Origin of the sequence: Sporosarcina sp. P3, from assembly GCF_002743415.1 — a bacterium.
GTDB lineage: Bacteria > Bacillota > Bacilli > Bacillales_A > Planococcaceae > Sporosarcina > Sporosarcina ureae_A.
In genome coordinates this window covers 103324-129302 of record NZ_PDZE01000009.1, presented here as the reverse complement: position 1 = coordinate 129302, position 25979 = coordinate 103324, and the positions used below count along the sequence as shown (strand labels likewise).

Below are 25979 nucleotides of genomic sequence, written 5' to 3'. Positions count from 1 at the left end.
GTAAACCATCCACTTTTCCACTTCCTATTCCTCTCTTTCTATAGACTAGCTTCAGTATATAGAAAGTAGATTTATATTGGAAAACTGTTGATTCTTATTTGTTGAAAGCTGTTGAATCTAGTTTAACGTTTACAAGTGGATTTGGAAGCCAGCTATAAGAAAATGAAAGCGGCTGGCAAATTCGATGAATCAAAAGTCGTTTACAAAGAAACAACTCCCTCCGTTCATTTGAAAGACCTAGACCCCCACCCCATATTCAAAGGAAATCCCGATAAACCGATGGTGTCTTTTTTGATTAACGTGGCCTGGGGTAATGAATATATTCCTGATATTTTGGATGTGCTGAAGAAACATAAAACGAAAGCCTCCTTCTTCTTCGATGGTAGCTGGGTAAGTAAAAATCCTGACTTGGCTAAATTGATTCATAGTGAAGGACATGAAATTGGAAACCACGCTTACAGCCATCCCGACCTACAACAGAAATCAGAAGCTGAAACAATGGAAGAGTTAAAAAAGACCAATGAGGTCATCAAAAAAACACTCGGGATTCCATCGCCCAAATGGTTCGGTCCGCCAAGCGGCAGTTTTAATCAGCAAACAGTTGAAACCGCAAGTCAGCTCGGAATGCATACGGTTTTATGGACAGTGGATACAGTCGACTGGAAAAAACCAGCGACTCATGAAATGGTGAACCGGGTCGTATCTCAAGTGGAGAACGGCTCGATGGTTTTAATGCACCCGACCAAACCTGTAGCTGAAGGAATGGAAGATATGATTACGCAAATCACAGAAAAAGGTCTTCGACTGGGGACCGTCAGTGAACTGCTGAGCGAAAAACGTGTGAACGGAACAGCTTGGACTGATGAATAAATTGCCCGCGCAAAGCAAAAAACTCTCCTGACCTAAGTTGGGAGAGTTTTTTATGTACTCCAAAGGCAGGAATCGAACCTGCGACCGATCGGTTAACAGCCGATTGCTCTACCGCTGAGCTACTTTGGAAAATGAATTCTTTTCACGCTATATAGTATGGACAGGATTCGAACATCTATACATCGTTTATTAATGAGAAGACTTGGTCCCGAAGTGGCTCGAAGACCAAGTCCGTGCGCTTATTCTTTTACACGCTTCACCAGTCCGTACAGCTCTTTCCCTGAACCATCCACTCGCTGAATTAAGCCAATATCTTTTGCGTAGTATTCAATTACAGTTTCTTTATTCCACGGGAAGTAGCTCTCAACGACTAGCACATCACGATACTCTGTACCGCGAACTGTTTTCTTTGCGTTTGTAGAAGTAATCCACCCGTTCCCGTAACCAACCGGCCCTATATCATCATGATGATAAATCTGTGTTACCACGAAAGGATGCGGAATATATTGATCGTAATGGTTCCAATCATCATATCCTTCTCCATAGTACGATGAATCTTGCACAAAGCCCAGTCGCGGAATGTCTTCATACTCCGTCTCATTGGTAATGCGCCAGTAGTCTAGGCCGTTCTCTTCCTTGCCCTCATGATCATAGCGATATGTGCTAGAGCCGTCCGTGTAATAATACGTATAACCAGCGTCCGGCATAATATTCATCGTCCTCGCTGTCATTGCGCGAGTCAGGAATGCAGCGAAATGCGCACGGGTGATCAGCTGCTTCGGCTTGAATGTCCCATCCGGATAACCGGTAGCGACATTATTGGTCGATACCCTCATAATATCGGTATAGAAGTCCGAATTTCTTCTAACATCACTGTAAGCTGGCGTATAATCCGCTTTCTCTTGCACCTTCAAATGAAATGCCTTGCTCATCAACCGCGCCATGAATGCACGTGAGATGCTAGATTCCGGTTTGAAATTAGCCGCCTTGGAAAACAGTCCTGCCTTGTACGCTGCTGCTATTTCATTGTAATACGGATGTGTTTTCGGAACGTCCTTGTATCCAGGGTCCGCCAAATCCGTCATCGGCAACTCCAGCGCCTTGACGAGCATGGCCGCAATATGCTTCTTTGCGATCGGCTCATTCGGCTTGAACTGGCCGTCCGGATACCCACTGATGATACCGAGGTCCGCCAGGTAATTCACTTCCACATACAGCGAAGAACTGTTCTTCTTCATGTCTGTAAAACTTGCAGCTTCTGTAGACTGCATCGTTCCGGTCACCGCCAGTAGAAAAATCGCACATGCCGCAATCCACTTTTTTAACAATCTTTCTTCCCCCTTTATGTATTCACATTTTTGCACACTCTATCTTTATATGATCATCGCGAGTTATATATGATAACTTACAGTATGTCGGGTGATATTTTCCTTTTATGGGTTGTCTTATATACTCCATACCCTTTATCCCGTGTACGTAAAACAAGACACGAAACTACTGAGAGTAGTTCCGTGTCTAGTTTAAAGGTACCAGGTCCTTACACAACTCTAGTTCAATTCAGAATTGTTTCGGATTTGTGTGGGGACCTGGTACCTTACTCATGCCTTCATGATTGTTGAAACATTAATGATTGTTTCTCACACCTAATTTTAATAGTAGGAATAGTAATCTTCTATCCTATTACTCGTATCTTATATTTCCGCCAGTCTCCACTATCCCCTTTGGACGCGAGCTCTCCGTACCGGATCAATTCCTTCACACGGTACTCAATCCATTCATCACCCGTATACTGCTCCAATTCACCGTATACTTGCCCAATGAGACGCAGTACGTTGTAATATTCACCAGGATACGCGGACTGTAACTGACGTGCACAATCCATGATGAACGTATCGTAGCGATCTTCATCTGAGCTCCACAGTTCATCGTGTTCCCAAGTGCGCAAGTAAGACCCATCATACATAAGTGATTCGCCTTCCTGTTCGATTGCTGCGCGTCGGGTTAGGTTCCATTTCCACGGTTCGTAATGCGCGTAAAATTCGAGCAGCTGTTCAGGCGACAGTTCACTGGAACGAAGGATGTGAATCTCTTCGCTATGATCCGCAGCTCTGTACAAGGATTCATATGCTTTGGTACTGTTGAGTTCGCTAATTTCATTGGGCTGACCGCTCAGGAGATAGGTAGCAAATCGCAGGCCGGTTTGTTCTGCTGCGTTGTTACCAGCCCAAAGAATAATTGGTAAGTGTGGCGGGATGCTTTTGATGTCCTGTATCGCACTATGGAATTCACTCTCTTGTTCTTGGATGTCACCGCGGAGATGTCCTTGAAGCCAACAAAATCGGTTCTTGATTCCCTCATCCGTATGGAGAGATTCCACCGGACCGATGGATAGGATGTCCGGTAGTGAGATAATTTGCTCGGTAGATCTTAAGGGCTCTTTGCGAAATGCATGTCGTAGGGCTCCCGCAAACGCACGATCGAAGACGATGTGGACCGTCTGCGGGCACGTTTCATCCGCAGCGAGCAACGACCGCGTTACTTTCCCGAGCGCTTCATCGTCTTGTCGCTCTGCTTGAATGAACAGTTGATCGACAATTGCTTTCGCTTGTTGTGGCGTATATGGGTTACTTGGCCGGTGATTTTCATTCATTTATATTGCACTCCTTTCGGTTGGCTTTTTAAATTCAAAAGTTTACATAAAAAGTGCGCACACTAGAAATTTCGATACATGCTTAAATAATTACACTTTTTTAACCATTAAAATGGTATCAGGTCCACATACAATAAAAGTTTACCAAACCCATATACAATGAAAAGTAACTGATGTAGAAGCACTCATGATTGTTTGAGCATTTAAGTTTGTTTCTCACGTAGTTAATTTTCATACAAGATCATAGATTCTCAAGTCTTTTCAAATCAACCGCACTTTCATTTTCCTAATAAAACTATCTCACAAAATTGTATAGATTACTCAAGTTCTAAGTTAGGGATATATTCAAGTCTTTATAAGTAATAAACTAAGTTTTTAATAAAGGGGAATATCCTAAAAAGTCTTTATTTATATCCTATTAGCAACAACCAATTTATCATTCTCATCATACTCGATTTGAAGATTTAACTGTTCAACAAAGGGTATATTATCACCACTTTTTAATTGATGAATGTGTTGTTGAGTAGTAGATTGTTGTAATTTTATTATTTCACGATGATGTAAATACTGTTTGTTAATCTCTGTCTTTTTACTTTGAATCGTTTTTTGCCTTCTAAAAGTTGCACCCAGTTCTAAGCTCTTTATAGAGATTGAAGATTCAAATTGAGAATTCAATTTATTTAACTTATCGTAGTAATCTTCGATATCTGATAGTTTATTCTTGTTGACTTCACTATTGCTGCTCAGTTCAGTCAACATTTTCAAACAAATCGAAATTAATTCTAGGGTTCCATAACCTATCAGTAACCCCTCTTCAAATTTGAAGTAAAGATCTTTTACCCCCTTGATATTATCATCGATTTTAAATTTATTATTTTTAAACTTTGAAATCTCGATTATTCGAGCATTTAATTCAATTAACACAGATTCCAGTTGAGTATATGCTTCAGAAGAAATATCTTCAATTTTTATAAGATAAGTATTTGACAGGTTATCTTCTGCAACTATACTTGGCAAAACAGATTTTAGATAACGTATACTTCCACTTACAAATCCGGTTTTGTCATTATTATATTTACGAAGCAGCGAGTCGATTTTATTATCCATAGTGTTTAGTTGTTTGTTAATTCTGTCTAAATGTTCTTGTGATGTCACGATAGTCATTACGCCAAAAACAACATTTGCAAGTTGTGCTGGATTAACTTTTTTTATCTCATTAGTTTCTGTCCATCCATGTGCCCTAATCTTATGTTTCCCATCTACAGCAATTGGCCTATATTCATTAAGTGAGCCCTTTTTCTTCATAATTGTGAGGTCTCCATTATTAAGTTTGTTCATAACATCTGATTTAAATTTAATAACGAGTTTCTTTTCTGTTTGAATGAGATTCATGGCATTAGGCGAGGATTTAATAATCTCTCCCACATAGCTTCTTAGTTGATCTGTTAATACTAGTGGATTCTGTTGACTAAACGATGGAATTTCATTTTTGTTGAAAGCTGAAATTTCCCAGGGTATTTCATTTTCTGTTGAGTATGTATCATTAAAAATCAAATTACTCTTAGTAGTAGAAGTGTCTTCCTTTTTGTACGGTAATGTGTTTTTTCTAGTAAGATAAAGGCTAATTAAAACAATAGATAGCAGAATAAGAAACCCAATCATAAATTCCATCTTTTTACTCCATTCTCTTTTCAAATCCTTTAATAAAGGTGTTTAGAAAAATTTCATATTTTTTCTAAACAGACACCTTGTTCAAAAAATATTTTTATCACTATACTAATCATAAGCGAAGTGAACTGTAAAGTCTGTAATCCATTATCTACTCTTGGAAAAATTAACCTGTTCATAAAATCTTATTATGTAATTCTTTGAATTATTGACTCAAATAGTTGTTTATAGTTTCATTTTATTTTCAACAATAATAAAACTTCCGACATTCACTTAGAATTACTACAAGCACCTTACATCTTTTTTAAAAGATGATGTATCCTTTTTAGAAATACTCTCTATATGAAGTATGAGGAGCACTAAATGAATACTCCTACATCACTTTACTCGAGGGGGACCACCAGATGAAATTATTAATTAACGAAGATCCGATTCCACTATTACCTTCATTGGCAATGAAAGTAGGACTGAACGCTGCGCTATTCTTGCAACAACTTCACTACCGTTCGAACATATCAAAAAACATTCGTGACGGTCATAAATGGGTGTTCAATACATATGACGACTGGATGGAAGAATTTCCGTTTTGGTCGCTAAATACAATTAAACGGATTACGTATGACTTAGAACATAAAGGATATCTGATTTCCACTTCCAAGCACAATAAGATGAAAATCGACAATACCAAATGGTACCGAATCGATTATGAAAAGCTGCCATTTTCGTATACGTCAAATGAAATACTGGCCGACCCAAAAGTGAACACTCCACTAGCTCAACATGAAACGTCAATCAACTCACAATTGGACGCTGTGCAAACCCACTCTGGAACGACGGCGTATCCCACAATGGGACGGCCTATAACCAAAGAACTTAAGAAGATCAATAATAAAACCATTGTCGAGAAGAATCTCGACGTTGCACATTCTGTGATACAGTACTTGAATGACAAAACCGGAAAACATTTTAAAGCGGAGTCCGCTGCTACCCGTAAATTCATCAACGACCGAATCAAAGAAGGCTACACACAGGAAGACTTTATTCGTGTCATCGACTTAAAGACCAAGCAGTGGTTGAACCTTCCTAAATTCAATGCGTTCCTTAGACCATCTACTTTGTTTAACGCAACAAACTTTGAAAACTATGTCAATGAGCTAGTTGTTACTAAGAAACCAGAAAAAGAACCATACATTCCACCAGTTCTCGATTTTAATCGCGGTGAGGAGTTACTATATGGTAATTAACTATAGTGGAATACAAGGCTTATCTTTTCAAGTAGACAATGCGTAGATGTGTAAAGAATGACGTAGAGGAAAATGATCTTGAACATATTTTAAGACATGAAAAAGCACCTCTTGAAATGGATACATGGATTGTATCAAGAAGGTGCTGCCTTTTAGTTTATTAACAAGAGCTTTACTGTTGTTCATTGATCGACACTTCTGGCACGTAGTGGGAAGTATTTCGTAGTATCTGGCACCGATTGTTGCGGACCGCAAACAGCTGTATTTCTTTCTTCTGATTCCTCTTTTTTAAACTACCAAGTTGTGTAGAGTCGTCTGAGAAATTGGTACCTTCTTTTAGAGAAGGAATATATCCCCTTTTGTCGAATATGATTGTTATACAGAAAATAATGGGGGAATACTTAATGAGTTTAAACGAGAGCGATAATATTATTAATCAAATTAGTCAAATGACATGTGAACAATTAGAGGAAGTAGATTTAGAAGTTTATTTGGTCTCGAAAGCTAAGTTAACCGACAACTTATATACTTCTGTGGAAGAACACTTAGATCCAAAACTTAGGCAATGGGTTAAAGAAAGTATAAGAAAGGAACTTGGACGGTTGAAGTTTGAGGATGAAGATGGAAGAAAAAAGTTTTTTGTTTCTGATTATGATTTTGAATTAACCAAAAATGATTTTATCGCAAAACTAGATCTTACTAAAGATGAAACTTTAATTAAGAAAAAGAATAAGTTACTTCAATCACTGAGTATAGGAGCAAATGTTGAAGATTCTGAGGTAAAGTTTCAAGTGATCAAATTAACCGTTGAAGACGAGTGTGCTTACTTTATTTACTATAGAGGAATCAAACAATCTGCAATGACAAAAAGGAATGTCAGCAAAATGCCTACAATTAGGCATGGGGATCATCTAGTAATACAGGAAAATGATGTGGTGGAATTTGGAGGTAAAATTGAGCTAATTATATACAATGAGGAATTTTATATCATTAGCCCAAGAACATTAGAGTATTCATTTGATTATAATGATCATATTTCAATTAGAAAAGATGAAAATCTACATTCAATAACAAGTATGGATTTTTTTGATGAAGATCCAAATGTAGACGTTTTTGTTGAAAAATCAAATCAATATATGGTTTCAAGGAGATTAGCGGGAATTGAACCCGGAACACTAAGAATACTTGAAAGATCATTTGTAGAACGATGTAAAGAGTTGAAGGAAATTAAGGAAAAGACACCTTTGTCCCCTAGTGACAAAAAGGCTTATATAGATAGATACGAATTACTTTGGCCTTTGTTCGATCATATTGATGTGTTTGATAAAAAAATTAAAATTGATCCTGACAAATCAATAGAACCTTTAATATACTTTTTTGCAGATAAAATCGTAGAATCTTTCTTAACTAAAGAATTTAGAGAGGCCTTATAAATGAAGGGATAGATTGATATGTGGGGAAAAGCAGAACAAACGATATTATGGGTAATAACTTATATTCCACTAATCCTAATAATGATTTTCCGCTTTATTATCAGTAATAAATTTATAGATATAAATCAAATTAAATTCAGCCTATTTAATCAAAAATTTATTTTGGATTCAATTTTAATAGAGATATTATTTGTTTTTTTTATATTGTTGATATCGTTTGTTCTATATAAGATAACTATATCTTATTTTCTATCAGGTTATGAAAAGGATTTAAAACCAGGGGGAAGCGGTAAAAATTATTCGATTAGAGAAATTAAATATTTAAGTGTGAATGACTACTCTTTCTTCCTGTTGACTTTACTTTTACCATTAATATCATTAGATCATACATCTGCTATTGATTTATCAGTATCTTTATTAATTATAACTTATGTGATTTCAATCTATGTGAAGACCGATGCAATTAGTGTTTGTCCATTATTTTTCTTTTCTGGTCGAAAAGTTTATAAAGGGATAATATCTGAAGGTAATCAGGAGGAAGAGAACAAAAATCCATACTTGAGAAAAGATGTTGTGCTAATTCTAAAGGAAAAGAACTTACGCTTGAATGAAAAAATGAGGGGGGCAGAATTGGCTAGCAATGTTTATTACCTAAAAGATATAAAGAAATCTGATTGATAGGTGTCCAAATCGTGTTAATAGAAAGGTACCAAGTCCTCACACAACTCTAGTTCAATTTAGAATTATTTCTGACATGTGTTCGAACTCGGTACCTTCTTTAAACTCTCGTAATTTTCAAAACCCCGCTCAGCAGATTAAAGTTCGCAACGAGAAAAATGCCGTCTACCAGCTTGATGAAAAATAGCTGAAAGGTATGGAAGTATGATAACGTCGTGTTTTTATTTACCAAGCTAATTAATTTGGAATACCCGACATCACTGACAGGCAAAGTGTTTGTCAACAGTAGACTTAAATAAAAAGATTCAAATCTGCTCCCGATCTCGATATCCAATACACTTTTGAAAAACAAATCGTATCCAATCCCGAACACCATGCTAGGACCTACTAATGTAATAAGCATCGCAATGAACAGTATCGACACAAACATGATTTTATTCAACAGGCTGTCACTTCCGCTAAACCTTTTCGCCTCTGAAATAATCGTCACTATATTCCTGATGACTACATGCAAATTCACTAGCGGAAGGGCCCAGCAAATTGAAATAATTATCCCTTTGGAAGAGTGGACTTCAAAATTGATCAATGCCTCCAGCAACATGTAAATAACAAGCATTACACTAATTAATTCAATCCAAGGCAGTAGCACTTTTATGCCTAGTCTTTCGACAAGATCGTGCTAAATATCTTTTTTCAACCGTCTTTTTAACCAGACGTAAACTAACAGTAAAAGACTATGACCAAACTCACTACAAATGAAAATTTTAACATCTGGGCAAGCTGGTACGAAAACACGATCAGAATTAAGAACAATACTTTTACGAAGTAATTTGAAAACATTCCTTCCTCCTTACACAATCGATTATTTATGTAGTAGTGACACGCTGTTTTAAATAAAAGTACACTCAAGCTAGTAGGTCCGAAAACAAAGTTCGTTCATTTCAGAGTTCCGTACGATTTACTTCTGGACTAGGTATCTCACGAACAATTCCTTACCAGTTAATTGCTATTCAACCTCTGAATATCCTCATAGTTTTTCACAACTGCACCAAGCACCAGCAACCCGAACACCGCGATTGCGATCAACCATCCCCCTACGATAATCCAGTTGAAGAACCCGAATGTAGCTCCTGCTACCAAAAGAACAATCGTGATCCCGAACCATGGCATCTTCCAGCCATACAACCGTGTGAGCACCGACATATTCTTTGGCGGATCGCACAGCTCTTCATAGAACTTCACATGATGCAGCCGCTCGTCCGAATAAAATAAGTACCGACCGTCCTTCGCCTGCAACAAGAATGTATGCTTATTCACTTTCTTCACAATCTCCAGCGGCTCTTCATCCACTATATGAAATGACGTCTTCACACTCACCATGGAAAAGAAACCGTAGACGATGAACAGTAGCAGAAACACAAAAAGCCCCGCAAGAGCATACGACTGCCCCGCCAGCAGTTCCCATGACACCCCTGAAAGCGGATCGTCCCCTTCTTCGTTCATCCTACTCACACCGCCAAACACTAGCATGAACAACGCCGTGCCAGTCAAAGCGGACAGGATCAGCCATTGTGCAAAATACACGGTGAACCGCTCACTCACCGTTAAACGCAATTTTTCTATGGGTCTCATATTATACGAATTGAGTGCAATGCGAAAAAAAGGGACCAAAGTGATAATTAGCAGCGCCACTGCCCTCCACGGCCCCTGAATATATTCGATTACCTGCACATTCATCCACTCCTTATTACCGCGTATAGGTTTATACTACCATGGATGTGAGATAAGCAGATATTAATTAAAGGTACATGTGTTTGAAACTTTCATGATTGTTTCAAGCGGTTACCTTATTTAAATCCAACAAAACAGATACTGCGCCCATATAAAGTGGACGCAGTATCTGTTTTTGTAAATCCAGTTCAAGCACAGCAATCCATCAAATATCTGTAGGATAGCCGTCTCTGTGTATTTCAATTAACTGTACGCTGTGCATGAAACCTTCATGATGGTTTAAACAATCACGTTTGTTCCGCACACAGACACCTAATTTCCTTTACTTTCAATCCTCTTAATCTGTAAACCATTTCCGTCCCCACTCTTCAATCCCTTCCCAAAACTCTTTTTTCTTCTGATCCTTCTCTTCTTTCTTCTCTTTCTTTTCTCTTTCTTCCTTTGTCTTTTTCTTCTGCTTCTTCAGCTCTTTTATTTCTTCATCAATTAACGACAAATCAAATTCCTTCGCCGTTAATTCACTTGCTGATTTTGAAACAACCTGTGCGAAAATGGGTGGTGCGGTAAAGCTACTGGTGGATGTTAAATAATGGTCGGCGTCTGTTTGATCATATCCGAGCCAGACCGCACCAGCAATATCTGGTGTATAGCCAACGAACCAATGATCTTTTGAACCGTCCACTCCTTCAATTGGGAGCTGTGTGGTACCCGTCTTCCCCGCCACGTCCACACCGGAAACTTGTGCTTTTTTGGCAGTACCTTCATTTACAGCCCCTTGCAGCATATAGGTCATTTGCTGAGCAACTTCCGCATCTGTCACGTGTACAGACTCACCCTTCCACTTCCCGAGCACTTTTCCTTCCGAATCTTTAATTTCGGTGATCGCATGCGCTTCCTCCATCATGCCATCATTCGCAAACGCAGAAAACGCTTGAGCCATCCGCAAAGGAGATGTGCCTTTGACCAGTCCTCCCAACGCTAATCCAAGTGCACGGTCATTTTTTTCTAATGAAATCCCAAACCGTTCAACAGCACGAACGCCATTTTTGATGCCGATCTCATTCAACAACCAAACGGGAGGGATATTATACGATTGTGCGAGTGCATCGTACATCGTCACTTCCCCTCTATATGTCTGATCAAAGTTTTTCGGAGAGTACCCATCCATATCAATCGGTTCATCCACAAGCAAATCCGACATATGGTAGCCTTCCTCAAGCGCCGGAGTATAGACGGCAAGCGGCTTTAACGCAGACCCAGGCTGCCGTATGAGGTCAGTCGCATTATTGAAGCGTCCCTGCGTATACTCTCCTCTTCCACCAACTAACGCCAGAATCCCGCCTGTTTTAGGATTCAGGAAAACAGAGGCGCTCTGCAAAAGTTGATCTGGCGTGCTGTTTGGAAAATATCTATCATCCGCATACACTTCTTCCAGCGCATTCTGGACCGTCGGATTAATTTCTGTCGTAATATGCAACCCGCCGGACAATACTTCATTTTTCGTCAAATCGTACCTATTGACCGCCTCGTCCACTACCCGGTCGATATAATACGGATATTTCGCTTTATAATCTGGCACTGTCGATTCAGCCAGTTCTATTTTCTGTCCAATCGCTTCATCGTATTCTTGCTGACTGCTATACTGTTCACGCAGCATCAACGACAACACCAGATTGCGTCGTTTCTCCGACTTTTCCATATTTTTCGTAGGCGATAAATTCGACGGAGCTTTAATGACGCCTGCTATGGTCGCAGATTCATTTAATGTCAATTCACTGACATCCTTACCGAAATAGGTCTGCGCCGCACGTTGAACACCCCACGCCCCGTCACCGAAATAGATTTGATTCAGGTAACGTTCCATGATCTCCTCTTTCGAATACACGCGTTCAATCTTCTTTGCGAGGATCAGTTCTTTGAATTTACGCGAGTACGTACGCTCCTGCGTCAAAAACGCATTTTTCGCAAGTTGCTGCGTAATCGTACTGCCCCCTGACACGATTTTACCTTTAAACGCGTTCTCAAGTAAGGCGCGTCCCATCCTGAAATAATTAATACCATGATGTTTGTAGAATCGTTGATCTTCCACGGAGATGACTGCTTCGACCAACGTGTCCGGAATCTGGTCGATCGATACACCTTCAATATTCGAATTCGAAACCTTACTGATCACTTCACCGTCCGGATCGTAAATAACCGTCGATCTAGGTGCGGGTCCTTCGAGCTTACTTACGTCACTGAATGTGATGAAGACATTCAGTACGAGTAGTACGCAAAGAACGGCGAGCAGTGCACTGATCAATACGAAACGGATGATCTTGTTTTTCAGGCTTCTTTGCTTTTTAGGTTCTTTTTTATGTTGTAAAGCTTTATATTCGGATCTTTTCATATCGGTTTCACCTGCTTTATTGATGCGAATTTTGTTGGTTGAGTATAGCATAGTATAGACGATGGGGGTGTTTGAAAGTTGCGGATTTTGTCTTTTGGGGGATTTTGGTACGAATGTATGTAAAAAAAGACATTATGCAGAAGTTGGGCTTCTGCGTAATATCTTAATAAAATACTTATACTTGAAATGTTTATGATCGTTTACACATTCACGCTTTTTCGAATACAGATAGGGAATGTAAATTAAATACCCAATTATTGAAGGAACGGTGCCATTAATACTTTTCCTGTTCCGCGGTAGACATTTACCAATCCTTCGCCTGAAGCCGCCGATCCCATAAGTGTTTTTCCAGAGCGTTCGACAGTAAATTCTAAACCGCCTGACCAAGCAATCGCCATATTCCCATCGATTTTCAACTCATCATTTTCTAACTCGATTTCGATAAGTTCCTCTCTCGCTACGGAAGATTCCAGTGCAACCGCTCCTTGCCCGGTAAGTCCCAGATTAAAAAGACCTTCCCCACCGAGTGCAGCAGAAGAAAGATTTGAGCGCATCACGGCCTTATGTTTTAATCCTGAATCACAAGCTAAAAAGAGTCCGTCTTCAATGACGAGTGACTGATCCCACTCGTCAACATCCAGTAGCAAAATATGCTTGTACGTTGGTTCCAAAACAAGTGTACCGGTTCCCGTGTACTCCGGTTTGATGCTCGATTCTTTAGTCATTTTACCCCGAATCGTTTTTCCAATAAAGTCTCCTACTCCCTTAAGGCCAGTCGTCGCTTTCACATCTCCAGCCATCCATTGCATAGCCCCTGCCTGAATCGTAATGTTGGACTGACTGACATCGCAAATTAGCTGTCTTCTTCTTACATTCATTTCAGATGCATAATATGCCGATTGGGCCGTAGCATGATCGATACTTAACTCTCTTTGAAACTCCACTACTTTAAAAGGGCCTAACTCTTCTCTGACTTTTACATTCTCATTATCTACAAAATTTTTGATCGTAAACAGAATAATCGCCCGCTTTCTGATTTTCTAATTTGTTTGCAAGGTTAGGGTCATTATAACATGAGATTTTACGTAACTGATTTTTACAAAGAAAAAACCTGTACAGCATATGACTACCACACTAAAATTTACGTGTGGCGGTTATATGTGTACAGGCTAGCTGTTAACTTATTGAATCGTAATTACAATTTTACCTTTTGCATGATGCGTAGCACTTAAATCATGTGCTTCACGCAATCCCTTTTCGGTTAACGGGAACGTATAACCAATATGAGGTTTGACTTCTCCTTTTTCCATCAGTTGTCCCAGTTCTGCGAGTTGCTTGCCATTTGGATTCAGCCATAAAGATTCCGCGGTAATGCCATTCGTTTTCGCCTTCTCTGCATTTGGTTCACCTGCAATTGAAACGAGACGACCGCCCTCCTTCACAACATCTAGACTCTTCTCTAAAATTTCTCCACCCATCGTGTCTACGACTAAGTACACGTCCTGTGCAACATCTGCAAAATCAGTCGTTGTATAATCAATGAATTCATCCACGCCAAGCTCTTTCAAAAATGCTTCATTCTTGCTGCTCGCCGTAGAATAAACGTAGGCGCCGAAGCTTTTGGCAATCTGTATGGCATAGCTACCCACACCACCAGATCCCGCATGAATGAGAACCTTGTCTCCCTTTTTCACTTGCCCAAAGTCAACTAGGCATTGCCAAGCCGTTAAGCCTGCCAACGGAACAGAAGCTGCCTCTTCAAAGCTAAGATGATCTGGCTTTAACGCCACTAACTCCTCATCGACCGCCACATACTCGCTGTATGTGCCATTCTCCATGGCTGGACGCGCGAACACCGCATCCCCCTTTTTGAACTGCGTAACCTGACTTCCGACTTCACTAATGATTCCTGCTGCATCCCAACCTAAAATTAACGGAAACTCAAAAGGCATTGCGTCTTTCATATAGCCCTCCCGTATTTTCCAGTCAATCGGATTAATAGAAGTAGCATGCATTTCAATTAACACTTGCTGATCTTGGATCTCCGGTTCAGGAAGGTCTTTCTCTACTAACTGTTCCGATCCACCGTATTGTTCAATTACGATTGCTTTCATTTCAACTACACTCCTTCTGATTAGTACGCTTACATGATGTGGTTATCTGTACTTTCTATACTGTATACCCTGAATCATTCAACTCAATCGAAGGAGCGAGTGAATAGTAAAAGATACTTGTGCATGAAAATTTATGATTCCAACCATACATACTGCAAACAAGTATTTTATTATCAGGAATAGAAAAAGAACCAATAAAGATCCAATAATAGTTATTTACTAATTCGCAATTCGAATTTCTCGCTAAAAAATTCACTTATCTTGAATTCAACTGCTATATCGCTAATGTCACCTATGTTTACTTCAAGTGGTTCTTCTATTGATAAGTTCGGAATAATAATTCGATATTCATTTTGATCCTCAAAATACTTGTCTTTCCAAAAACAAACGTCTATGCTTTCCTTGTCCTCATATGCTTTTAGTCTTTCGGAGTTGTTCTTGCTGTAATCATCATACTTCACTTTATTAGCCTTGAGACCATAGCTTTTCTTCTTAAAAGTCTGTTGAACCATTTCTATAAACGGTGCTGGATTGATAAATATCATCTTATCTCCAAATTCTTCAACTAATCTTTTTATAGTTTCATCAGGAACACTAAATTTGGTGTAATAAAATCGATCATCTTCTTTCGTTATTTCTAAGACTTTTGCATCTACAGCGTACATACAATAGACAGGTAGCAACGTATCTTCGTTCACATGAAAATTAAATGATTCTGCAACACCCTCTGATACAAGTACTTCTGTTTCAGCCATAAATACTTTGATACCAACGTCTGAAAACACTCTAGAAGCTTCTAACTTGTCCCCTATACCCTTTATACCGGATTCTTTTTCCCAGTCTATATAGGTTTTTAAATTACTCATTCGTAGATTTCCGGCTTTTAGGTAATCTGTATATTGAGTAAATTTAACTAATCCCATTAATTGATCTTTAAAGTTCCCTACTTCCGATAACATCATAGTTCATCACCTCCATGTATGGTACTTGGTAACTTGTTTAACGAACAGTCCTCTTATCTCAGACCACTCGTATCTCATATTTCTGCCAATCACTAAGATTCCCTTTAAATATCAGTTAAGGTACCAGGTCCTCACACAACTCTAAATAAATTCAGAATTGTTTCCAATTTGCGCGTGAACCTGGTACCCAGTTTGAAACATTCACGTTTGTTTCTCACATAGCAGCCTCACTAGAAATCTATCATCCGCCTTTGAGTTACTAAAAGTCGAGAATATATCAAGTAATAACTAACTCTTTTTTAGTTTCTTCTAGCTGTTTTCTGTGTGCAAGAGTTTGTCTATAGTCTTCAGCTAAAGCAGTTGTTTTAAATTCAATTGTTTTATCATGATTTCTTTCTACAACGTCTTGTATTTCTTCTAGTGACACCTTGAAAAATTCTTTTCTTTCATTAATAAGATTTAACCGTTTATCATTAAATGTGCGATGTAAAGTGTTTTCTAATGTTGGTGCATCTTCACTAAAAATCATTGCATGAACATCGAATAAGAATGGAACAGAAGCACTTCCTAATTCTTTAACTCGATCTAACGGTTCCAATCTTCTTGTCATTCCTATTTTATAAACATCTTCTCCGAATGATCCTATATTTGATATTACATATACATAACCAGCTCTAGTGTTTCTTTCTCTGTTTAAAACATCCTCTTTTTGCTCATTAATTTCTTCTAGTTTTTGATTTAATTCAGCGATTTTTAATTCTAATTCTGATAGCTGTTCTTGCGTTGCGTCTTCTTTTTGTTTCTCTAACTTCTGTAAAGCTTGAATGAAATGTTTTTCTTCCTTTTCAATTGCTTCTTTTAATTTCGCGATTTCACGTCTAGCCTTCTCTTCTTCTCTTATCTGCTCACGGATTTCTCGTTGCTCTTCTTTTTCTTTTTCTAATTTTTGATTGTATTCAAGTGCCAGATATAACTCTTCATGTTTCAAATTTAAATAATTTACTTTCAATTGAATCTGATTGCTGGCATTTAATTTATTAATCGTTTCAAATGTCCGATTAATCCGATCTTCCATAGACTTAATATTTGATACTTTTACTTTAGATATAGCTACATCACATTCATTATTAAATGAACGAATCGCAAGTTTAAGTAAGTTATTATTCATTTTTCTTCCTTCAGCCTTACTGCCATTTACTGTCCAATTAGAATTATACGAGGCAGCATCTTTCTTTATCACCATTTCTTTCTGCTTATTTCTTATTTCGCTCAAACGTATTTTATATGCAGCAGAATCTTCTAAGTCATATTTAGGTTCGAAAAATCCAAAAGACTGCAAAAGCACTTCATCTTCAAGTTCAACATACTTAGTTTTCAAATTAGCATATTCAGTTTTATATGCGTTTAGAGATTCGGTTAACTTTAAATATTCTTGTTGTTTAACTTCCAGTTCTTCTTTCTGCTTTACAATAAGATCTGCTATTTCAATCGATTCATCATAGCCATTATTCTTTAGTTCTGATAGTAACTCAGCTTTTTCCTTAATTTTATTCAGTCTCTTTGTATGTAAGATTATTAAGATTGGTATAATTATTAGTCCAGGTAAAATTATTAGCACCGGATTAATTATGGCTAATAATACTGTTAGCAGGGAAATGAACCATGCGCTTAATAACCATGGCATTGAGTCCTTGTTCATAATAAACCTCCTTTTTTATGTTGTTAATTATGATTGGATAGAAATATTTGATTGCAATAAAATTCAGCCATAATAAAAGTAGCTGCGCGTGAATTTTTCGCAATTATTCAAACTATCACTTTCGTTCCTTACACAGACTTTTTTAACCTCTTATTTCTCACAAACCAACTTGATCGACAGCAATACATCGCAAACTCATCACTAACTCCTTCAAATTTTAACTGTTCTATCAAGCCACTCCTTAAAACGCAGTATATTCCAAGTAGCTCTCAGCCATTTTTACAGCTTGTTCTCGCCAATCAACTTCGATTTTCTCAACTGCATAGGCGGCATCACTGTTGTTGAAGCCTTCAAACTCTAACTGTTTTATTAAGCTTATGAGTAATGATAAAAAAGATAAGAATAGTAACAAAAAACAAATTGTTCATTTTTCTCTACTTCTAGTTGACGATAAATAAATGGTTTTACTATACAATTTCTGCTTTTCACTAGTCCTTTCTGAAATTTAAATATCTAAAGTAGTTTTACACTATGCTTTAAACAGCCTACAGACGACAAATCTCATAAATAGTTTCAAAAATTATTACTGTATTTATGATTTGAATATCAATAACCTTCCCGATCATCCACCAAATACAACAACTGCTCCTGATCCTTACGATTCGCTGTCACCCGTTTCAATCGTTCCTTCAAATAAGACTGCAACTCAGGATCAGTACAATAAATAAAGCATCCCTTTTGTCCTCGGGTCATCAGCGTACGGTACGTATTTCGGATAATCGGATCCGCCACCTCATACGCATTTTCAGGATCTTCTTTAGCTAATTTCTTGATGCCTCTAAGTGATTGATCTGACTTTGCACGCTTAGTAAAATCCGTGACCAGTTTCCCGTCCTCCATGCGGAGATCATCCCCTACAATCACACCGACATAGTCAAACTCCAGTCCTTGAGCCGTATGAATACACCCTGCTTCCCGAACAGACGAATTCTCTATAGCCCATGTGTTTTCTATGTTCCAACTAATACCGAAATCATGCTCGGGAATCGTAATGTCATAATGGTCTACATCACGCCTATTGGATTTCGGCCACTCCCAGCAGTACCCAGCCATCAGACGCGATTTATTGTTTCTTTCATTAAGCTTTTCAATTTCCTCAAGCATCTCGTTCGGATCATCAAAAATCCTGAAATCGTAATCCATTCCCATATCATTGACGTTTGCTGTATGTCTGATTTGCAATACATCATCCAGCCAGGCAATATAGCCGTCTGATCCGCCACATCGGAATTGAGACACTAGCTCACGTGAGATAATTTCAGCACCTAGTTCTTTTGCATATTTCTCGATCGTTTCTATACTGCCAATGTCGTGTATGGTGACTTTCTGATGTTCGTCAATAAAGAAGATCGTAAATTGAGAGCCTTTAATCAGTTCTTTAACCTGATTCTCTCCTAGATTGCGAAATAATCCTGACTTCTCATTTAATCGATGAGCTTCGTCGACGATTAAAATATCAAATTCATTTGGCTCTACTTCTGTAAAGCTACCAGATCCTTTGAAGAGATTATCAACATGGGACTTTTTAAAATCCTTTTTCAGCTTGGTAGAATAAATATGCCGCGGCGCAGCATTCTTTGTTACATACATCGCCACGAGTTCTTTTGCTATTAACTTCACCATTAAATTAATAGCGAGCACAGACTTCCCTGTACCGGGTCCCCCTTCCACTATCATCACTTGTTTAGTTCCTGTCCGGATACTATTGAGCGCTAAGTGGAATGCCTCTTCATAAAACACTTTCTGCTCATCGATCATGATGAACTCTTCATTCCCTTTTAACATATTGTTCAATGCATCCTGAAGAGATTTAGACGGTCGGATTCTACCATTTTCAATCTGATAAATTAAATGCTTGCGGTCACCTTCGCGTATATACTTTTTAATAAATGTACGCAACTTTGATATTTCACCTTTAGCAAAAACAGGTGCTTTTTCTAAATGATCCGCATAGTGATCATCTGTTAACGGGTCCTTATCTGTTTTTCGATAGTTATGTAAGTAGGCACACGGTTCCAAACGAATTTCTTGCTGTTGCACATTCTCATTGAAGTCTTCAATGAGTGCTGCATATGACCAAGCCTGATAGGAAGGGTGCACGACTTCTCTAACGCCTCCACCGACATACGTTCGAACCAATGCATCACGAGAAGGAACTTTTTCTACTTCCTCCCACTGCTTTAACTCCACAATGACCACATGATCTTGCGTTCCATCATTCCCTGCAATAAGAAAGTCTACCCGTTTAGATGTATTAGGAATATTGAATTCAATAGCGACTGTTGCATCGCGGGGTATATCATCATCCTGCATAACATTAGACATTTTCTGCAGAGAGTTTTCCCACGAACGAATCTCGGCTTTACTCGTTCTCCCTATCTTCTTTTGATAGGAGCTATATAACCGATCGATCAACAATTCATTTACGACATCACCAACAAATTGTTCTTTAGTTGATTCATATATAATCAATACATCACCAGCTTACTTTATATTTATGTTCTACCCATACCCTACCATTATAATGGTATAACGACAATACTTGACAAATTAATCAATATATTAGGTAAAAGGTACCCGTGTAAAAAATCAGTCCATCAAGAAAAGTAAAACTAGGCTTATTTATATTTCATAAATTCAAACATCCCCCACCTACCTATCATGTATAGTTAAAATGAATTCAAAAACCTACACATCGAATAAAATGTGAGTTGGAGGCGAAATACAGTGAGAAAAATCATCCTAACAACCGAAAGCGGAGCCGATCTACCGGAATTTCTAGCAAAGAAACACAACATCCATGTAGTACCCATGCACGTCATCATGGACGGCCAGGACTATTTAGACGGTCATCTACCCGTACACGACATATTTGATTTTTACGACCGTACCAAAAAAATACCGTCCACCGCCGCCACGAATGCCCATGAGTACCAAGAGTTTTTCAAAAAGATTCAAACAGAATTTCCTGATCATACAATCGTTCATATAGGCTATACATCAAAGGCGTCTGTTTCCTATCAAAATGCGTTAACAGCTGCGGAAGATGTAGAGGATATTTATTTACTGGATGCATTAAACGTTACTGGTGGATTAACTGCGGTGATTATGTATGCGGTGGCTCTGCTGGAGGAAGAACCTGAGATGGATCCTGTCCACTTGGTAGAAAAGATTGAAGCAAAGGTTCCAAAAGCAAGACTCGCCTTCGTTCCGGGTAGCTTAGACTTTTTACGGGCTGGCGGACGAGTTAGTAATATGGCGTATCTTGGCGGGGCTTTGTTAAAAATCAAACCATGTATTGAATTAGTGGAAGGAAAGCTTGTTTCGACTAGAAAATATCGTGGAAAAATGAGCAAAGTGGCTGAAAGTTTACTGCTTGATTATTTACAGCAATATGACATTGATAGACAACAGATATATTTCATATACTCGATAGGACTTAGTGAGACTATTAAAGAACGAATCAATGAAATCGCATCGGAAAAAGGATTTGAAAATATTCTTTGGATGGAAGCGGGTGGTATGATCTCGACACATTCTGGTCCTGGAGGATTTGGGATTGCGGGGATTGAGGTTTGATGTCAAAAAGGCAACAAGTCCTCACACGACTTTAGTTCGATTCAGAATTGTTTTTGATTTGTGTTGAGATTTAGTACCTTATTTAAAGCTAGTAAGTAACAGTAAAGCGACTCTATCTTTATAGATAGAGTCGCATTTTTTAACTATAACCTACTACTTGGTAAGTAATTTTTTGTTATTATAAATTATTAATCGCATACTTAGCTTCATCAGCAGTAGATTTTTCACGATGTTCCGAAATCAATCGTTCTTATATAGCCGAGTCTGACATATCCATAGTTTCTGCATAAGTACGTGCTGATTTTAGCTCGTTTTCTTTCCAATCAACTACAATATTATTAATAGCGTATTGAACCACTTCAGCCGAGAATCCCTCTCAGTCTCCTCTCTCTCCCCCGAATCCTATTCCCCCGCCGCAAACTAAGCCCATCCCTGCAAAAAACCTCCACAAAAAAACTCACCTATCATTAAATTGCTTACGGAGATAAGTAATATTAATCGATTCTTTTAAAAAGGATTTGTTTTACATTATAATGTCGAAAAACTATAAAGACCGCCCTAAACAGCGTCATCTTCAAGTATCCGTAAATCCCGCGCAAGTGTGCCTTGATTACACGATACGTAAACAACGCGTTTTGGTTTATATTCCAAGATCGTTTCATTAGTTCCTCGTCGCAGTCTTTACGCAGTGGATCGACGACTAATACAACATCGCAACGTTTGCCGTCTGCGTAACATACTTAGTTAATCAACAGACGTAATATTTAACATTTTTAAAAAGATGTTCCATGCCTTTACATAAATTGTTTTTTACGTTTTGCTTAATTTATTATATTCGTCAATGATAGATATCGTCGTATTCGCAACTTTACTACCGAGTGATGCATACAACTTCTTATCACCAATAATATAAAATTCCTCTTTCGCCCTTGTAGCGGCAACGTTCATCATATTTGCTTCTGTAACTGCCCATTTTGCAGCACCTTTACTCGTAGCATCTGCACCGAGTACAAAGTAAACAACTTTTGCTTCTTTCCCTTGAAAAGTATGAACTGTACCTACGTTAACAGCTTTACCTTTTTCTCTCTTCGTAAATTGTATGTCATCCAATAATTCTGCAAGTTGGGAAGCTACATTTCTAAATGGCGAAATCACATATATTTCATCCTCTAATTGGGGATTATCCTGCAAACGTTCATTTATCAATGCTTTTAGTAATTCAGCTTGCTCTTTTACAAATTTATCATTCGCTTTTCCTGTGGAATCATGCCATTTGGAGATTCCATATGCATCTTTTTCATCTTTCCCTTGTACCATTAAACCATTATATGAAATTTCATTCGAGATTGTAAACATTGGATAATTCGAACGTCTATGTACCCATAGCGGAATACCGACCCATTCGTCTCCACTTTTTTGGTATCCATACTCGCTTGTACTATCTACAATTGACTGTGTGGACGCATGAGCTGAAACAAATTTTTCATTAACATTATAATAGGTACCAATTAAATTTAAAATATTTGAATCCAATGTCAATACAGGTTTAATTTGTGAAGGATCTCCAACGACCATTACTCTTTTACTTCTAAAAATGGCTCCTACACTTGCTTGTGGTAATGCTTGACCTGCCTCATCTATAAATAAATTACTAATTGAGTTTTCATTTATATTTTTAAACATTCTACCAAAACTTGCAAAAGTAGTACTTACTACAGGAATCGCAAAATTCAACCATTGCCATGATTCTAATAACAATTGAGAACCATTTTTCTTAGAGCTATATTCTGATTGCCGACTCCAAATATTTCTAGCAGTCTTTAAATGTATTTTATTTTCAAACAAAAATTGCTTTCTCACTTTTAATGCCAATATAAAAAGTTTAGACTGTAAATCGCGAAAATCTTCACTAAACCAAGGATTAGATATTTGAAGTTCTCCATATGATTGAGAAAAATCTAGTACTTCAATATCATTTTCAAATTTCAATTTCTCCAATGATTCTATTTTTCGTTCCATTTTCGCTAATGCCTCTTGCTGTGCTGACAACCAATGGTTAAAATCATTATTAATCTTTTCCAATTGTTCTTTATGGAGATTTGCTTTTCGAGTGTTTCTTTTCATTTCTCTATTTAATTCATTTTTGTTGTTTAAATAATCTTTTTTCTGCTCAATAATTCGATTCAATTGTTCATTCGCGCCATTTAATTTTTTTACATATCTATCCACTTTAGAAGGATAAAATATCTTTTGTAACGATAATAAAACTGGTCTTTGTTCCTTCATTACATGATAATTTCGTTCTGCTTGCTTATATTCCTCATCCAATCTTTCTATTTCACTAGAAAGGTCTAATAAATCACTTTGAAGTACATTATTTCGTTCATACAAATCTTCTATTTCGTACGTTACTTTTTCCTCTAATAATACTAATCCCATTCGTTTTTCATATTCTAGTTGTTTGAACTCTAGGCTTTGCTTTTTATATTGATTTTTTAAATCTAAAAGTAACCTAATTTTTTCACTGTATTTTTGAACTCTATCTCGTTCAGCTTTTAATTGATTGTACTTTTGTAAAAAAACTTCATACACATTTGGATTCGCTTCATACTCATCTTCAAGATTCCGTTCCATAAATTCAACTGTTAAAAGTAGTTTGCTAACGTTACTAGACGCGCCACCTTCTAATGAAAATACACCCCAATTTTCTTTTTCAAGCGGTTCACTTTTTACTTCTCTTCCTTTAGAATAATCAACTTCCAATTTTGTATTTGAAAGTTCTGTGAAGTAGTTAGCTTCTCCCAATAAATCATGGAATTCCTTTCCTATCTCTTTCGATTTAGGCATTTCCTTAACAATGTTTTGGACTGCACCATTATTAGAACTCGCGACTACAATATTGTTGTCAGAAATCACTTGCGGCAAAACACCTAGCTTAGCCTTTTCCCTATAAACCAAACTCTCTTTGATACTTTTATCTGTCAGTTGACATATCACAAGAGCTTGCTTTACTACTAATTCCGCAAAAATGTCCTTTAATAATGTCGTTTTACCTGTTCCTGGTGGTCCATTTACACTCACAATCGTGTGGCTTTCTTTCAAAGCTAAGTTTACTGCAGTTTGTTGCATAAGCGAAAGTGCATATTCAGCTTTACTCGGAAAACGTCCTAATGGATAATTTTTTGGTTGCAAAACTTCTTTGAAAATGTCTGGATTGAAATTTAATGATTCTTTATTGCTATCCAAATTAAATTGTTCCCCAGAATAACTAGTAAAATAGCGACTTAAATTTGCTGTTCCTATTTTCTTTGCTTTTTGTAAGTCATCGATAAAAAAAGAATGCAAATTTGTATCACCAAACTCTAAGTTGTTAATAAATCCATATCGAAAATGATCATAAGCTGCATTGTCTTTTTGAATAAGTTCTGAAATTGTATGATTAAATCCTTTATCTTCAAATTTTCTACTTAAATTTTCTCGAAATTTGTTTTCTACCTCCAAAAAGTCTTTTGGTATTTCCCCATTATCCAGAATATATCCACTGATCGTTAGAAATAACTTCTCTTCAACAAAATTCAATTTATTATCAAAATACAGGCAAAATGTAAATTTATCCGAATTACTTGTTTCCTCATGTGTTGCCAGAATATTATATTTTTTTCTCAGAATATCAATGATTTCCTGGAAGTTAAAAATGTTAAAAAACATTACGACTCCAGATTTTTCAAATTTTTTCTCTGAACTCTTTTGTCGGTGGCCATTTAAAAAATCCCCAAAAAACGTATACCAATCATTTGGTTCTATATCTATTTGCTTTAACCATTTATCCTTTTTGTTTATAGTACCTTCAGATAACTGTTCTATTGTGATCCAAGCGTTTAAGACATTTTCCTTTTTATTCACGACTATTTTCTTCCTCCACTCAAACTACATAGTCTACTTAAATAATTGCATTAATTACCATTCTATATACTTAAAAATTTTAGTCAATTCAAAGCAGACATTACACTAAAGGGCTTATAGAGGTCACAACTTCAGCAGATTGGCACAAAAAGACTCAAATCTATAAGAGTGTGACTGTTTAACTAAAATGGCCAGGACTATTTAGACGGTCATCTACCCGTACAAGATATATTTGACTTTTACGACCGCACTAAAAAGATTCCATCCACTGCCGCCACAAATACCCATGAGTACCAAGAATTCTTCAAAAAGATTCGAACAAAATTCCCTGATCATACAATCGTTCATATAGGCTACACATCAAAGGCATCTGTTTCCTATCAAAATGCGTTAACAGCAGCGGAAGATGTAGAAGATATTTATTTACTAGATGCATTAAACGTTACTGGCGGATTAACTGCGGTGATTATGTATGCGGTGGCTCTGCTGGAGGAAGAACCTGAAATGGATCCTGTCCACTTAGTAGAAAAGATCGAAGCAAAAGTTCCAAAAGCAAGACTTGCCTTTGTTCCGGGTAGCTTAGACTTTTTACGAGCTGGCGGACGAGTCAGCAATATGGCATATCTTGGCGGGGCTTTGTTAAAAATCAAACCATGTATTGAATTAGTAGAAGGTAAGCTTGTTTCGACTAAAAAGTATCGTGGGAAAATGAGCAAAGTGGCTGAAAGTTTACTGCTTGATTATTTACAGCAATATGACATTGATCGACAACAAATATATTTCATATACTCAATCGGACTGAGTGAGACTATCAAAGAACGGATTAATGAAATCGCATCGGAAAAAGGATTTGAAAATATTCTTTGGATGGAAGCGGGTGGTATGATCTCGACACATTCTGGTCCTGGTGGATTTGGGATTGCGGGGATTGAGGTTTAAAGAGTCTACTAAAGACCGAGGCATCTAAATGATTCTGACAACGTCAATTTTATGTGAGTA

18 protein-coding genes, 1 tRNA gene and 2 pseudogenes are annotated in these 25979 nt (G+C 37.6%); 6 read left to right on the top strand and 15 right to left on the bottom strand.

The features are described 5' to 3' along the window. The first annotated feature begins 141 nt into the window (after nt 1–141). The gene (locus CSV61_RS12315) at nt 142–870 is read left to right on the top strand and encodes a polysaccharide deacetylase family protein (RefSeq protein ID WP_233193597.1); all 729 of its coding nucleotides are present in this window, start codon (nt 142–144) and stop codon (nt 868–870) included. 57 nt (nt 871–927) lie between these two features. On the opposite strand, the gene CSV61_RS12310 is transcribed toward CSV61_RS12315, so the two are convergent. The 4 genes from CSV61_RS12310 to CSV61_RS12295 form a co-directional block, all read right to left on the bottom strand. Continuing rightward, a tRNA-Asn gene (locus CSV61_RS12310) sits at nt 928–999 on the bottom strand. Between the two features lie 110 nt (nt 1000–1109). Next, the gene (locus tag CSV61_RS12305; protein ID WP_099639447.1) at nt 1110–2198 is read right to left on the bottom strand and encodes an S-layer homology domain-containing protein; all 1089 of its coding nucleotides are present in this window, start codon (nt 2196–2198) and stop codon (nt 1110–1112) included. Nucleotides 2199–2542: 344 nt separating this feature from the next. After that, nucleotides 2543–3520, bottom strand: coding sequence for a DUF1835 domain-containing protein (locus tag CSV61_RS12300; RefSeq protein WP_099639446.1), 978 nt, complete (start codon nt 3518–3520; stop codon nt 2543–2545). Between the two features lie 408 nt (nt 3521–3928). Continuing rightward, complete coding sequence (locus CSV61_RS12295) at nt 3929–5191, bottom strand: hypothetical protein (RefSeq protein WP_099639445.1); 1263 nt, start codon at nt 5189–5191, stop codon at nt 3929–3931. A 401-nt stretch (nt 5192–5592) separates the two neighbouring features. Here CSV61_RS12295 and CSV61_RS12290 point away from each other — a divergent pair, with 401 nt between their 5' ends. The 3 genes from CSV61_RS12290 (at nt 5593) to CSV61_RS12280 (ending at nt 8543) form a co-directional block, all read left to right on the top strand. Then, complete coding sequence (locus tag CSV61_RS12290) at nt 5593–6432, top strand: conserved phage C-terminal domain-containing protein (protein ID WP_099639444.1); 840 nt, start codon at nt 5593–5595, stop codon at nt 6430–6432. A 404-nt stretch (nt 6433–6836) separates the two neighbouring features. After that, nucleotides 6837–7865, top strand: coding sequence for a Kiwa anti-phage protein KwaB-like domain-containing protein (locus CSV61_RS12285; RefSeq protein WP_158233851.1), 1029 nt, complete (start codon nt 6837–6839; stop codon nt 7863–7865). A gap of 18 nt (nt 7866–7883) precedes the next feature. Then, on the top strand, nt 7884–8543 hold the full coding sequence (locus tag CSV61_RS12280) for a hypothetical protein (protein ID WP_099639442.1): 660 nt from the start codon (nt 7884–7886) through the stop codon (nt 8541–8543). 100 nt (nt 8544–8643) lie between these two features. Here the strand turns inward: CSV61_RS12280 and CSV61_RS16860 are convergent, their stop codons facing one another. From CSV61_RS16860 to CSV61_RS12235, 8 genes are all read right to left on the bottom strand, one after another. Further along, entirely contained in the window at nt 8644–8985 is a 342-nt protein-coding gene (locus CSV61_RS16860; protein ID WP_158233850.1) for a hypothetical protein, read from the bottom strand. A gap of 557 nt (nt 8986–9542) precedes the next feature. Further along, nucleotides 9543–10175: a hypothetical protein gene (locus CSV61_RS12270; RefSeq protein WP_143561096.1), complete on the bottom strand. Its 633-nt coding sequence runs from the start codon at nt 10173–10175 to the stop codon at nt 9543–9545. A gap of 436 nt (nt 10176–10611) precedes the next feature. Next, complete coding sequence (locus CSV61_RS12265) at nt 10612–12663, bottom strand: transglycosylase domain-containing protein (RefSeq protein ID WP_099639439.1); 2052 nt, start codon at nt 12661–12663, stop codon at nt 10612–10614. Between the two features lie 254 nt (nt 12664–12917). Further along, a complete protein-coding gene (locus CSV61_RS12260) occupies nt 12918–13607 on the bottom strand; it encodes an AIM24 family protein (protein ID WP_233193596.1) in 690 nt (229 codons plus the stop codon). A gap of 237 nt (nt 13608–13844) precedes the next feature. Beyond that, nucleotides 13845–14777, bottom strand: a complete 933-nt coding sequence (locus tag CSV61_RS12255; RefSeq protein WP_099639437.1) for an NADP-dependent oxidoreductase — start codon at nt 14775–14777, stop codon at nt 13845–13847. A 212-nt stretch (nt 14778–14989) separates the two neighbouring features. Continuing rightward, nucleotides 14990–15739 carry a hypothetical protein gene (locus CSV61_RS12250; RefSeq protein WP_099639436.1) on the bottom strand — a complete coding sequence of 250 codons (750 nt, stop codon included), beginning with the start codon at nt 15737–15739 and terminating at the stop codon, nt 14990–14992. 277 nt (nt 15740–16016) lie between these two features. Next, nucleotides 16017–17438, bottom strand: coding sequence for an SNIPE associated domain-containing protein (locus tag CSV61_RS12245; protein WP_233193595.1), 1422 nt, complete (start codon nt 17436–17438; stop codon nt 16017–16019). Between the two features lie 606 nt (nt 17439–18044). Further along, nucleotides 18045–19970, bottom strand: a complete 1926-nt coding sequence (locus CSV61_RS12235) for a DUF2075 domain-containing protein (protein ID WP_099639435.1) — start codon at nt 19968–19970, stop codon at nt 18045–18047. A 255-nt stretch (nt 19971–20225) separates the two neighbouring features. Between CSV61_RS12235 and CSV61_RS12230 the strand changes: the two genes are divergently transcribed. After that, nucleotides 20226–21077 (top strand): DegV family protein, encoded by an 852-nt coding sequence (locus CSV61_RS12230; protein ID WP_099639434.1) that lies wholly within the window; start codon nt 20226–20228, stop codon nt 21075–21077. Nucleotides 21078–21327: 250 nt separating this feature from the next. Here the strand turns inward: CSV61_RS12230 and CSV61_RS17360 are convergent, their stop codons facing one another. From CSV61_RS17360 to CSV61_RS12215, 3 genes and pseudogenes are all read right to left on the bottom strand, one after another. After that, nucleotides 21328–21435 carry an Ltp family lipoprotein gene (locus tag CSV61_RS17360; RefSeq protein WP_233193594.1) on the bottom strand — a complete coding sequence of 36 codons (108 nt, stop codon included), beginning with the start codon at nt 21433–21435 and terminating at the stop codon, nt 21328–21330. Nucleotides 21436–21647: 212 nt separating this feature from the next. Next, nucleotides 21648–21784 (bottom strand): annotated as a pseudogene (locus tag CSV61_RS12220) (23S rRNA (uracil(1939)-C(5))-methyltransferase RlmD); the annotation flags it as partial. A 103-nt stretch (nt 21785–21887) separates the two neighbouring features. Next, on the bottom strand, nt 21888–24980 hold the full coding sequence (locus CSV61_RS12215; RefSeq protein ID WP_099639433.1) for an AAA domain-containing protein: 3093 nt from the start codon (nt 24978–24980) through the stop codon (nt 21888–21890). Between the two features lie 186 nt (nt 24981–25166). On the opposite strand from CSV61_RS12215, the pseudogene CSV61_RS12210 reads away from it, so the two are divergent. Beyond that, nucleotides 25167–25919, top strand: a pseudogene (locus tag CSV61_RS12210) (DegV family protein); the annotation flags it as partial. Nucleotides 25920–25979 lie beyond the last annotated feature (60 nt).

Bases quoted from the DNA above. Each gene is read 5' to 3' on its own strand.
- CSV61_RS12300 (WP_099639446.1), bottom strand. From the start codon at position 3,520: ATGAATGAAAATCACCGGCCAAGTAACCCATATACGCCACAACAAGCG.
- CSV61_RS12295 (WP_099639445.1), bottom strand. From the start codon at position 5,191: ATGGAATTTATGATTGGGTTTCTTATTCTGCTATCTATTGTTTTAATT.
- CSV61_RS12290 (WP_099639444.1), top strand. From the start codon at position 5,593: ATGAAATTATTAATTAACGAAGATCCGATTCCACTATTACCTTCATTG.
- CSV61_RS12285 (WP_158233851.1), top strand. From the start codon at position 6,837: ATGAGTTTAAACGAGAGCGATAATATTATTAATCAAATTAGTCAAATG.
- CSV61_RS12280 (WP_099639442.1), top strand. From the start codon at position 7,884: ATGTGGGGAAAAGCAGAACAAACGATATTATGGGTAATAACTTATATT.
- CSV61_RS12270 (WP_143561096.1), bottom strand. From the start codon at position 10,175: ATGAGACCCATAGAAAAATTGCGTTTAACGGTGAGTGAGCGGTTCACC.
- CSV61_RS12265 (WP_099639439.1), bottom strand. From the start codon at position 12,663: ATGAAAAGATCCGAATATAAAGCTTTACAACATAAAAAAGAACCTAAA.
- CSV61_RS12255 (WP_099639437.1), bottom strand. From the start codon at position 14,777: ATGAAAGCAATCGTAATTGAACAATACGGTGGATCGGAACAGTTAGTA.
- CSV61_RS12250 (WP_099639436.1), bottom strand. From the start codon at position 15,739: ATGATGTTATCGGAAGTAGGGAACTTTAAAGATCAATTAATGGGATTA.
- CSV61_RS12245 (WP_233193595.1), bottom strand. From the start codon at position 17,438: ATGAACAAGGACTCAATGCCATGGTTATTAAGCGCATGGTTCATTTCC.